Below are 10,590 nucleotides of genomic sequence, written 5' to 3' on the forward strand. Positions count from 1 at the left end.
GGGCACGGCGCCGGGCACGAGCGTGCCGTGGCGCGCGACCACGCGGCCGCCCGACACCACGAGCTTGCGCACGGGGCGGCCCACCACGGCCTGCGCGGGCGTTTGCGCCTCGACCAGCACGAGGTCGGCGCGGCAGCCCACGTCGAGCCCGTAGGCCGCGAAGCCGCAGCCGCGCGCGCCGGAATGGGTGACGGTGTCGAGCGCCACTTCGAGCTCGTCGTCGCGGCGCAGGTTGTAGCGCAGGCCGATGAGCATGGCGCGCTCGAGCATGTCGGGGTTGCCGTAGGGCGACCAGGTGTCGCGGATGCCGTCGTTGCCGCCGAGCACGGTGACGCCGGCGGCGCGGCACGCCATGAGCGGCGGCACGCTGCGCGAGGCCGGTGCGCTGGTGATGAGCACCACGCCCAGCTTCGCCATGCGCGCGAGCAGCGCGTCGCGCTCGCGTTCGCTCACGTCGCCCAGGCAGAAGCCGTGGCTGATCGCGACCTGGCCCTGCATGCCGAGCGCCTCGGTGCGCTGCAGGATCAGCTCGAGCGAGAAGGCGCCCATGGCGCCGGGCTCGTGCAAGTGGATGTCGACGGGGCGCTGGTGCTTGTGGGCGATGCCGAAGAGCACGTCGAGCGACTTCACGGGGTCGCCGTCGATGGCGCAGGGGTCGAGGCCGCCGAGCACGTCGGCGCCCAGGGCCAGCGACTGGTCGAGCAGCTCGGCCGTGCCGGCGCGCCCGAGCAGGCCCGACTGCGGAAACGCGACGACCTGGATCTGCTGCACCTCGCGCAACGTCTCGCGCGTGCGCAGCGTGCCTTCGAGGTGGCGCAGGCCGGCCTGGGTGTCGACGTCGACGTGCGTGCGCAGGCGCGTGGTGCCGAGCGCGAGAAAGGCCTTGGCCAGCACCAGCGACTGGGCGGCGGCGTCGTGCCCGCTGGCGTGGCGGAAGGCGCGCTCGTTCTCGATCTTGTCGGTGAGGTTCGTGCCGACCTCGTTGCGGTACCAGTCCATGCCCCACATCGTCTTGTCGAGGTGGGTGTGGCCTTCGACGAGGCCGGGCAGCAGCAAGGCGCCCTCGCCGTCTTCGACGGTGGCGCCGGCCGGTGCGGCCAGCGCCGCGCCGATCTCGGCAATGCGGCCGTCGTGCACGCGCACATCGACAGGAGACGCGCCCAGAGGGCGCACGTTGCGGATCAGTAGCTGGGTCATTCGGTTTCGTTCGTGGGTCAGAGGCAAGAGAAGACCGGTCAGGCGGGTTGCGCCGCCACGGTGCGCGGCAGCACGCGCGGCGTGACGAGCGCCACCGCCACGAAGACCAGCGCGTTGACCGCCAGCGCCACCAGCCCGGTGTTGAGCGACTTGAAGACCACGGGCGCCGCCGGGAACAGCGTGCCGAGGTTCGCGCCGGTGGTCATCGTGAAGGCCAGCACCGCACCGCCCGCGAGGATGCCCGCAAAGGCGGCGTGCTTGCTGCCGAAGGGTTTCTTCATGAGGCTGAACAGCAGCGAGGGCAGCAGCTGCGTGAGCAGGCTTGACGCGAAGATGGCCACGGCCACGATGGTGGTGCCGCCGCGCAGCACGAAGTACACGGCCACCAGCGCGAACAGGGGCAGCACGCCGCGCGCCACGCGCGAAACCTGCTTGTCGGTGGCGTGCGGCGCGAAACCTTCCTTGTAGACGTTCTTGCCGATCACGGTGGAAGCGGTGAGCAAAATCATCGAGCCCGGCACCAGCGCGGTGAGCACGCCCGTGCCGCCGATCACGCCGACGAACCACGGGTCGAAGGTGTGCTTCACGAGGCCGAACAGGGCCAGGTCGACCTCGGAGCCCTTGAGCCCCGGCACCTGCAGGATGGCCGCGAAGCCCACCAGGAACAGGAAGGCGATGACCACCTGGTACAGCGGCATCAGGATGGTGTTGCGGCGCACCGCGCTCGCGCTGCGGGCGGCGTACACCGAGGTCAGGTTGAACGGGTACAGGTAGTAGCCCAGCGCCGTGAGCAGGATGGTCGAGTTGTACCAGGTGAGGTTCAGGCCCTCTTTCGGAAACTCGAAGAAGCTGGGGTTGGCCGCGTGGATGGCGCTGAACATCGGCGTGACGCCGCCGTAGTAGTGCCAGGGCAGGTACACGCCCAGGAACACGGCGAGCACGAGGATCAGGATGTCCTTCACGATGGCGATGCTGGCCGAGCCGTGGATGCCCGAGAACAGGATGTAGCTGACCATCACGACCGTGCCGATCCAGATCGCCACCTGCGGCGCGATGGAGCCGTACGAGGCCTCCGACACGATGATGCCCAGCCCGCGCAGCTGGATGGTGAGCAGCGCCACCATGCCCATGAGCGCGACCACCGACACCAGCACGCCGAGCGGGCGGCTGTCGTACTTGTGGGCGAAGAAGTCGGAGAACGACACCAGCTTGTGCGCGGTGGCGTAGCGCCAGATGGCCGGCAGCATCCAGAAGGCCATGAGGTAGGCCAGGCCGCCGTAGGCCAGGATGTAGAAGGCCGGCGAGCCCTTGCTGTACGACCAGCCGCTGGCGCCCAGGAAGGTGAAGGTCGAGAACGACTCGCCCGCCATGAGCAGGAACACCATGATCGTGCCCAGCCCGCGTCCGCCCAGCGCCCATTGCTCCAGGCTCATGGTGCGCCCGCGCCGCGCGAGCACGGCCAGGCCGAGGGCGCCGGCCACGAAGAGCGCGATCACGCCGAGTGCGGCGTTCATCGCGCGTCTCCTGCAGATTGCGCGTCCTGCGCATCGAGGTCGCCTTCGGCGCGGTCGATGACCACCATGATGAGCGAGGTCAGCACCAGCCAGCTCACGTTCCAGACCATCAGGAAGGGCATGCCGAGCACGAAGGTGGGCGCGACGGACGACAGCCATCCCCCGCTGAAGAAGGCGGCGACCGGCAGCAGGGCCAGCCATTTGGCGAGTTTCATGGGATGTCTCTGTGTGTTCGGGTGGTTGGAAATTCGATCTTCTTTTGGTTAACCATTTTATATTTTTTGGTTAACCAAACGGCGCGAATGGTACGGAGCCGGGCGGGCCGCGTCAATCCGGGGGCTTTCCCGGAGGTGGCGGGGTGCAGGCAATAATCCGCAGGCCCATGCCTGCCGCCATCCGCCGATCCGCCGCGCCCGCCCCTTCCGCAGAACCTGCCGAACCCGCTTCCGTCGATGACGCGAACGTGGACGAGCGCGTCTACGCCGCCGTGTCCAAGGCGCTGCTCAGCGGCAAGCTGCGCCCCGGCACGCCGCTGCGCGAGCGCGCGCTGGCCGAGGCGCTGGCCTGCACGCGCGGCGCGGTGCGCAAGGTGCTGGCGCGGCTGGGCTCCGAAAAGCGGCTGGTGCTGGAGCACAACCGCGGCGCCTTCGTGCCCAACCCGTCGATCGACGACATGCGCGGCATCTACCGCGCGCGCCGCATCGTGGAAGCCGGGCTGGTCGCCACGCTGTTCGGCCGGCTGGCGCGCGACCAGGTGGCCGCGCTGCGCAAGCACGTGCAGGCGGAGCAGAAGGCGTTCAAGGAAGGCCGGCGCGAGGACGCGATCCGCCTGGCCGGCGACTTCCACCTGCTGCTGGCGCAGATGGCGGGCAGCGACGAGCTGCTGTCGTACATCCGGCGGCTGATTGCGAACACCGAGCTGTACAAGGCGCTGTACGACTCGGCCGAGGCCGCGAGCTGCGCGCCGCGCGAGCACGAACAGATCATCGAAGCGCTCATGGGCGACTCGCTCGACGCCGCGCTGGCCGTGGCGCTGGAGCACCTGGACGAGCTGGAGCAACGCGTGATCGCAGGGGCGGCGGCGGAGCAGGAGGTCGACCTGGCGGCGCTGCTGAACGGCGCTGCGCCGGCGCGAAGCCACGGGCACGATCACTGAGGCTTCGCGCGCACGTTTCGTCCGTCAGCGAAGTGTCGAGGGGCCGGTCTCGCGAAGATCGGCGCACCATGCCAACGACCCCGCTCGCCGCGTCAAGCCGACCCCACGCCCCTGCCTTCGAATGGGCGCTGCTCGCGGTGCTCGCGACCTGCTGGGGCGCCTCGTACACCTTCATCAAGATCGGCGTGGCGACGATCCCGCCGGTCACGCTGATCGCGGCACGCACCCTGATCGCCGGATTGCTGCTGCTCGCGGTGTTGCGCCTGCGCGGCGTGCGCTTGCCCAAAGACGGCGCGACATGGCGGCGCTTCGTGCTGCAGGCTGGCCTGAACAGCGTGCTGCCGTTCACGCTGATCGCATGGGCCGAACGCAGCGTGGATGCGGGGCTGGCGACCATCCTCAACTCGACCTCGCCGATCTTCATCTTCCTGCTGGGGTGGGGCCTGGGCGGCGCGGGCAAGCCCACGTTGCAGCGCCTCTTCGGCGTGGGGGCGGGGCTGGCGGGCATCTGCCTGATCGTGGGCTTCGAGGCCCTGCAGGGGCTGGGGCATTCGCTGCTGGCGCAGCTGGCGCTGGTGGTGGCCGCCGTCTGCTACGGCTGCGCCGCGATGTTCGGCCGCGTGTTCAAGGGCCTGGACCCGATGGTGCCCGCGGCCGGCTCGTTGGTGAGCGGCGCAGCCCTGCTCGTGCCCGCGAGCCTGGCGATCGACAGGCCCTGGACGCTCGCCCCCTCCACCGCCTCGATGCTCGCCGTGCTGGCGCTGGCGGTACTGTCCACGGCGCTGGCCTTCACGATCTACTTCCGGCTCATCAAGACGCTGGGGCCGATGTCGACCTCGGCGCAGGCCTACCTGCGCGTGCCCATCGGCGTGACGATCGGCGTGGTGTGCCTGGGCGAGACGCTGGCGGCCACGGCGTGGATCGGGCTGGCCTGCGTGGTGGTGGGCGTGGTCGCGATGACGATGCCCGACACACAACTTTTGCGCCGGGGCCTTCGTTTTTTACGCGGCTTTTAGACCCGCGCTTCTACGCTGCCGGCTCCTCCATCCGTTAGCGAATTCTTTCGATGAAACACCTCCTTCGCACCGCCTTGCCGGTGCTCGTTCTTCCCACCCTGTTCGCTCTGCCGATGCTCGCCAATGCGCAGCTCACGGGCAACGTGGCGCTGACCACGAACTACAAGTTCCGCGGCCAGGACCAGGACATGCTGGGCAAGAACGACTACGCCAAGACCCGCGGCTTCAAGCCCGCCATCCAGGGCGGCTTCGACTACGCCTTCGGCGACAGTGGCTTCTACGTCGGCAACTGGAATTCGAGCGTCAACTGGCTCAAGGGCAACAGCCTTGAAAGCGACCTCTACGGCGGCTACAAGTTCAAGGCCGGCCTGCTCGACATGGACGTGGGCGCCCTCACCTACCTGTACCCGGGCAATTCGACAGGCAACACGACGGAGCTGTACGCCAGCGCGGGCTACACCGACGCCACGCTCGGCTCGTTCACGCTGAAGTACTCGCACACGGTGTCGAAGGACTACTTCGGTTATGCCGGTGCCAAGACGGGCTCGGGCCGCACGGGCCGCAACACCGGCTACCTGAACCTGGCCTACAGCAAGGAGATCCTGCCCAAGGTCACGCTGAAGGCGGCTGTCGGCTACACGAACATGTCGAGCGACATCCGCAGCCTGGGCTACAGGAGCTACGTGGACTACAACGTCGGCGCGACCTACGACTTCGGCAGCGGCCTCACGCTCACGGGCTCGGTGCAGGGCGCGAACAAGAAGAGTTCGTACGTTTCGGTGGCCAACCCGGGCTTCGACTACGGCTTCGGCACCGTCGGCCAGACGACCTACTCGCCGAACAAGGCCCGCTTCATCGTCACGCTGACGAAGACCTTGTGATCAGTCGATGCTGATGTTCGCCGCCTTGGCGACCTCGGCCCACTTCACGCGGTTGGCGTGCACGGTCTTCTTGAACTGCGCGGGCGACTCGATGCGCACGGTGTTGCCCTGGCTCTCGAAGCGTTCGCGGATTTCGGGCTGCTCGAGCACGGTCTTCACGGCGGCGTTGAGCTTGTCGACGATGTGGGCGTCGGTGCCCTTGGGCGCGAAGATGCCGAACCAGATGGCGCTGTCGAAGCCCTTGGTGCCCGGCAGGCCGCTGGAGGCGATGGTCGGCACCTCCTTCACGGCCGGCACCGCCGTGGCGGTGGTCACGCCAAGCAGGCGCACCTTGCCGGCCTTGTAGTGCGGCAGCACGGTCTGCACCTGGTTCATGATGCAGCAGGTCTCGCCGCGCACCACCGAGGTGATGGCCTCGGGGCCGCCCTTGTAGGGCACGTGGACCATGTTCAGGCCCAGGCGCGAGTTGAACTCGGCAAAGGCCATGTGCGTGCCCGCGCCGTTGCCGGTGGAGGCGTAGTTGTACTTGCCGGGGTTGGCCTTCACCAGCTCGACGAACTCCTTGAGCGTGCGCACGTTGATCACGTCGGGGTTGATGGTGAGCACGTTCGACACGTCGAGCACGGGCGCCACGGGCACGAAGTCGGCCTCCACGTCGAAGGGCAGCTTCTTGTACAGCGCGGCATTGCTGCCGTGCGTGGCGGCGGTGCCGAACGAGAGCGTGTAGCCGTCGGGCTTGGCATGCGCGACGTACTCGCTGGCGATGTTGCCGGCGGCGCCCGACTTGTAGTCGATGATCACGGGCTTGCCGAGCTGGCGCGACAGCGGCTCCTGGATGGCGCGGGCGACCACGTCGACGCCCGAGCCGGCCGGGAAGCCCATGATCAGTGTGACGGGTTGTTGCGGCCAGTCGGGCTGGGCCAGCGCCAGGGTCGATGCGGCAGCGGTGCAGAGCAAGGCGCCAGCGGCCAGCAGGGCGCGACGCGGGAAGGGAGAATGGGCCATGTCGGTCTTTCTTCGAGGCGGACGGTGCAGGCGCCGATTGTGGCGCGCGGCTGATATCTGTTTGCACATGTGCTTATGCACCGCGCCCCTTGCCTCTCCATAATCGCTCCATGGTCCGCCCCACACAACAACTCCACACCCATCGCGAACCGGTGCCCGTGCGCGCCGCCGCCACCGTCCTGCTGCTGCGCGACACCGACGCCGGCCTGGAGGTCCTCATGACCCGCCGCTCGGCCACCGCGAGCTTCGCGCCCGGTGCCTACGTCTTTCCGGGGGGCCACATCGACGCGGCCGACGCCGCCGCCGCGCGCATCGCGGCACGCCGCGCCACGCAAAGCGACACGCAGCACACGCAGGCCATCGCCGCGATCCGCGAGGCCTTCGAAGAACTGGGCATCCTGCTGGCCCGCCACGCCGACGGCCGCGCGGTGACTGTCGGCGAGGTCGCCGCCATGGACCGCAACGCCACCGCCGGCACGGCCTTCGCCGACCAGTGCGCCGCGCGCGGCCTGGTGCTGTCGGCCGACCAGGTCTTCACCTTCGCGCACTGGATCACCGACCGCGACCTGCCCAAGCGCTTCGACGTGCCCTTCCTGGTGGCCCGCATGCCCGAGGGCCAGGAGCCCACGGCCGACGAGAGCGAGCAGTTCGAGCCGTGCTGGGTGCGCCCGGCCGACGCACTGGCGCGCCACGAGGCCGGCAGCTTCTTCATGATCTTCCCGACCATCCGCACGCTGCAGCGCATGGCGGCCTACGCGACGGTCGACGCAGTGCTCGCGGCCTGCGCGCCCGGGGCCGACGGCCAGGAGAAGCCGCTGTGGACCAGCTGCCCGCGCGCCGGCCTGCTCAAGGGCGAGGACGCACGCTACATGGAACACGAGTCGCCCTTCGGCGAGCTCGCGCTGGTGTGCCCCGACGGCCAGATCGCGCACGCGCTCGACTGGCAGAGCACGCAGCCCGTGGCGCTGCTGAAGAATGTGCAGCGCCTCACCGCGCCGAACCCCAGCGCCATGACCGGCCCGGGCACCAACACCTACCTCGTGGGCGACGCGGCCACCGGCTACCTCGTGATCGACCCGGGCCCGAACGACGCGACGCACCTGGCGCGGCTGATCGAGGCCACGCAGGGCGACATCCGCCTGATCGTCTGCACGCACTCGCACGCCGACCACTCGCCGGGCGCCGCGCCGCTGCAGGCGCTGTGCGCAGCGCAGCGCAAGCCGCCGATCCTCGGCTTGTCGTCCGCGCCCACGGCCCGTTCCACCGCACGCTTCAGCGCCGAGCGCGAGCTGGCCGACGGCGAACGGCTGGTGCTCTCGGGCATCGCGCCCGACGGCACGCCGCTCACGCACACGCTGCGCGCCATCCACACGCCCGGCCACGCGGCCAACCACCTGTGCCTGGTGCTCGAAGAAGACGGCCTGCTGTTCTCGGGCGACCACATCCTCAATGGCAGCACGACGGTGGTCGATCCGCCGGACGGCGACATGACGGCGTACCTCGATTCGCTCGACAAGCTCGACGCGGCCTGCGCGGCCGGCGGCATCGACTTCATCCTGCCGGCGCACGGCTACGTGATCGGCTTTGCGCGCACGGCCATCGCGCACCTGAAGGCGCACCGCCTCAAGCGCGAGGCCAAGATCGCCGCCGCCATGCAGCGGCTGCCCGACGGCACGCCCGAGCAGTGGCTGCCGCTCGCCTACGACGACGTGCCCGAGCGCATGTGGCCGGTGGCGGCGCGTTCGCTGGCGGCGCATGTGGCGCGCATCCGTCAACTGGCCGACGCGCGATGAACCGCTCGAACCGCCCCTCTGCGCCCGACGACGAAGGCGTGCGCCTGGCCAAGCGCGTGGCCGCGATGGCCCAGGTGTCGCGCCGCGAGGCCGAGCTGCTGATCGAGAACGGCGCCGTGAGTGTCGACGGCGTGCCCGCCCTGCTGCCGCAGTCGCGCGTGCAACCGCACCAGCAGGTCGAGATCGCCGCCGGTGCGCGGCCCGAGCCGATCGTGCCGGTGACGCTGGTGCTCTACAAGCCCGCCGGCATGCCGACCGACCAAGCACACCAACTGCTGGTGGCCGCCAACCACCACGAGCCCGAGCGCGAGGGCCAGCGCTTCCTGCCGGCACATGCGCGCGGCCAGCGCTGCATGACGCCGCTCGAAACCGGCGCCAGCGGCCTCGTGGCCTACACGCAGGAATGGCGCATCGAGCGCAAACTGCAGGAAGACGCGGGCATCCTCGAACACGAAGTGATGGTCGACGTGGCCGGCCCGGTGAGCCCCGAGGTGCTGGCGCGGCTGGAGCGTTCGCCCGCGCGCGTGAGCATCGGCCGGCAGTCGCCCGAGCAGACCGGCCTGCGCTTTGCACTGAAGGGCGCGCGGCCCGGGCAGATCGCGCACATCTGCGACGGCGTGAACCTGCGCATCGTCGCCATGCGGCGCCTGCGCGTGGGCCGCGTCTCGCTGGCCGGGCTGCAGCCGGGCCAGTGGCGCTACCTGGCGCCGAACGAGCGTTTTTGAAAGCGGCTTGAGGACGACGAGGCAGCACCGCAAACTGCCACCTGAAGACAGCGGCCCCGCGCCGCACACGGGAGATACCAGCACCATGAAGTTCGGCACACCGATCCGCACCCTGGCCTGCACCCTGCCCCTGACGCTGCTGGCGGGCTGCAGCTACCTCACGGCCCTGCTGTTCCCCGACGCGCCGGTCGGTTCCCCGCCCGCAGCGACGACAGCCGCCCCACCCGCCGTGGTTTCCAAGGACGGCCTCGCGCCGATCACCGCTGTTCAAGTGGATCGCATCCGCGAAGCCGTCGGCGGCAAGCCCCCGAGCCCCGCGGTGGGCAAGGTGGTGGGAAGCGCGTCGCCGACCATCGAATCCTTTTTGCGCACCGAAGGCTGCATCACGGCGCGCAACGGCGCGGTGCTCAACCCCTTCGCGGCGCCCGGCCGGCTGTTCGACGGCACGGGCTTCCAGGGCGGGCCGATGGCCGAGATGCAGTACCACGACAAGACCGCCTGCGTGACGGTGCAGCGCATCCAGAACTGGAAGCTGGTGTCGCCCCGGCTGCTGCGCTTCGACGTGGTCTACGTGGGCGACGACGGCGAGGAGCGCGCCATCAAGCGCCACGAGCTGACGCGCCAGCCCAAGGGCGGCTGGCTGTTCACGCGCTGAGCGTTGCGGCCGGCGAGCGGCACGTGCCGCTCAGCGGACGGTCGTGGCGGGCTTGCCTTGTAGGCTTTGTGCGACCGCGTCATCGGCCGGCTCCCAGCCGCCGCCGAGCGCCATGAACAGCACGACCTGGCCGTCGGCCAGTTGCGCCTCGCTGGCGGCCAAGGCGGCGTCGGCGCCGGCCAGTGCGCGTTCGGCGTCGAGCGCGTCCAGGTAGGCGGTGCGGCCGTTGCGGTACAGCTGGCGCGCTTGCGCGGCGACCTTGGCGCTTTCGTCGCGCGAGGCCTGCAGGGCGGCGCGGCGGTCGAGCTCGCGGGCGTAGGTGCCGAGCGCGGTCTCGGTCTCGCGCAGCGCGGTGAGCACGGTGCCGTCGAACTTCGCGAGCGCGGCGCGCGTGCCGGCCTCGGCCTGCGCGATGCGGGCCTGGGCGGCGCCGGTGTTGGGCACGGTCCACGAGATCAGCGGGCCGACGCTCCAGGCCAGCGTGTCCTGCCGGCCGAAGCCGGTGGCATGGCCGGCCGACGAGCCCGACAGGCCCAGCGTGACCTTCGGATAGAGGTCGGCCGTGGCCACGCCGATGCGCGCGGTCGATGCAGCGAGGCTGCGCTCGGCCTGGCGGATGTCGGGGCGGCGGCGCAGCAGCGCGGCGCC

Annotated in this window: 11 protein-coding genes; 6 read left to right on the forward strand and 5 right to left on the reverse strand. The window is 70.0% G+C overall.

Features of this window, described 5'->3' with window-relative positions:
- The 3 genes from VBO01S_RS29100 to VBO01S_RS29110 all read right to left on the reverse strand — a co-directional run.
- Positions 1–1,197, reverse strand: a 1,197-nt coding sequence (locus VBO01S_RS29100) for an amidohydrolase family protein (protein WP_062482046.1), incomplete at its 3' end; no start/stop codon positions are given.
- Between the two features lie 38 nt (positions 1,198–1,235).
- A complete protein-coding gene (locus tag VBO01S_RS29105) occupies positions 1,236–2,711 on the reverse strand; it encodes a sodium:solute symporter family protein (RefSeq protein WP_062482049.1) in 1,476 nt (491 codons plus the stop codon).
- Positions 2,708–2,926: a DUF3311 domain-containing protein gene (locus tag VBO01S_RS29110; protein WP_062482053.1), complete on the reverse strand. Its 219-nt coding sequence runs from the start codon at positions 2,924–2,926 to the stop codon at positions 2,708–2,710. The genes VBO01S_RS29105 and VBO01S_RS29110 overlap by 4 nt, the downstream gene beginning before the upstream one ends.
- A gap of 167 nt (positions 2,927–3,093) precedes the next feature.
- On the opposite strand from VBO01S_RS29110, the gene VBO01S_RS29115 reads away from it, so the two are divergent.
- The 3 genes from VBO01S_RS29115 (at position 3,094) to VBO01S_RS29125 (ending at position 5,764) form a co-directional block, all read left to right on the forward strand.
- A complete protein-coding gene (locus VBO01S_RS29115; protein WP_062482056.1) occupies positions 3,094–3,867 on the forward strand; it encodes a GntR family transcriptional regulator in 774 nt (257 codons plus the stop codon).
- Positions 3,868–3,935: 68 nt separating this feature from the next.
- Positions 3,936–4,883, forward strand: a complete 948-nt coding sequence (locus tag VBO01S_RS29120) for a DMT family transporter (protein ID WP_062482059.1) — start codon at positions 3,936–3,938, stop codon at positions 4,881–4,883.
- A 50-nt stretch (positions 4,884–4,933) separates the two neighbouring features.
- Positions 4,934–5,764, forward strand: coding sequence for a TorF family putative porin (locus tag VBO01S_RS29125; RefSeq protein WP_062482062.1), 831 nt, complete (start codon positions 4,934–4,936; stop codon positions 5,762–5,764).
- On the opposite strand, the gene VBO01S_RS29130 is transcribed toward VBO01S_RS29125, so the two are convergent.
- A complete protein-coding gene (locus VBO01S_RS29130) occupies positions 5,765–6,769 on the reverse strand; it encodes a Bug family tripartite tricarboxylate transporter substrate binding protein (RefSeq protein WP_095743580.1) in 1,005 nt (334 codons plus the stop codon). It lies immediately after the preceding gene.
- 110 nt (positions 6,770–6,879) lie between these two features.
- On the opposite strand from VBO01S_RS29130, the gene VBO01S_RS29135 reads away from it, so the two are divergent.
- The 3 genes from VBO01S_RS29135 to VBO01S_RS29145 all read left to right on the forward strand — a co-directional run bounded on the left by VBO01S_RS29135 (position 6,880) and on the right by VBO01S_RS29145 (position 9,942).
- Positions 6,880–8,562 carry an MBL fold metallo-hydrolase gene (locus VBO01S_RS29135; protein ID WP_062482065.1) on the forward strand — a complete coding sequence of 561 codons (1,683 nt, stop codon included), beginning with the start codon at positions 6,880–6,882 and terminating at the stop codon, positions 8,560–8,562.
- The gene (locus VBO01S_RS29140; RefSeq protein WP_062482068.1) at positions 8,559–9,287 is read left to right on the forward strand and encodes an RNA pseudouridine synthase; all 729 of its coding nucleotides are present in this window, start codon (positions 8,559–8,561) and stop codon (positions 9,285–9,287) included. The genes VBO01S_RS29135 and VBO01S_RS29140 overlap by 4 nt, the downstream gene beginning before the upstream one ends.
- Positions 9,288–9,372: 85 nt before the next feature.
- On the forward strand, positions 9,373–9,942 hold the full coding sequence (locus VBO01S_RS29145) for a hypothetical protein (RefSeq protein WP_062482071.1): 570 nt from the start codon (positions 9,373–9,375) through the stop codon (positions 9,940–9,942).
- A 30-nt stretch (positions 9,943–9,972) separates the two neighbouring features.
- Here VBO01S_RS29145 and VBO01S_RS29150 read toward each other — a convergent pair.
- Positions 9,973–10,590 (reverse strand): TolC family protein (locus tag VBO01S_RS29150; protein ID WP_169805103.1); only part of this gene is annotated, 618 nt, incomplete at its 5' end.

The organism is Variovorax boronicumulans NBRC 103145, from assembly GCF_001591345.1.
In the GTDB taxonomy this organism is placed as follows: domain Bacteria; phylum Pseudomonadota; class Gammaproteobacteria; order Burkholderiales; family Burkholderiaceae_C; genus Variovorax; species Variovorax boronicumulans.

What these genes read in the sequence shown, in the direction of transcription:
- VBO01S_RS29105 (WP_062482049.1), bottom strand. Translation starts at nt 2,711, where the DNA reads ATGAACGCCGCACTCGGCGTGATCGCGCTCTTCGTGGCCGGCGCCCTC.
- VBO01S_RS29110 (WP_062482053.1), bottom strand. Translation starts at nt 2,926, where the DNA reads ATGAAACTCGCCAAATGGCTGGCCCTGCTGCCGGTCGCCGCCTTCTTC.
- VBO01S_RS29115 (WP_062482056.1), top strand. Translation starts at nt 3,094, where the DNA reads ATGCCTGCCGCCATCCGCCGATCCGCCGCGCCCGCCCCTTCCGCAGAA.
- VBO01S_RS29120 (WP_062482059.1), top strand. Translation starts at nt 3,936, where the DNA reads ATGCCAACGACCCCGCTCGCCGCGTCAAGCCGACCCCACGCCCCTGCC.
- VBO01S_RS29125 (WP_062482062.1), top strand. Translation starts at nt 4,934, where the DNA reads ATGAAACACCTCCTTCGCACCGCCTTGCCGGTGCTCGTTCTTCCCACC.
- VBO01S_RS29130 (WP_095743580.1), bottom strand. Translation starts at nt 6,769, where the DNA reads ATGGCCCATTCTCCCTTCCCGCGTCGCGCCCTGCTGGCCGCTGGCGCC.
- VBO01S_RS29135 (WP_062482065.1), top strand. Translation starts at nt 6,880, where the DNA reads ATGGTCCGCCCCACACAACAACTCCACACCCATCGCGAACCGGTGCCC.
- VBO01S_RS29140 (WP_062482068.1), top strand. Translation starts at nt 8,559, where the DNA reads ATGAACCGCTCGAACCGCCCCTCTGCGCCCGACGACGAAGGCGTGCGC.
- VBO01S_RS29145 (WP_062482071.1), top strand. Translation starts at nt 9,373, where the DNA reads ATGAAGTTCGGCACACCGATCCGCACCCTGGCCTGCACCCTGCCCCTG.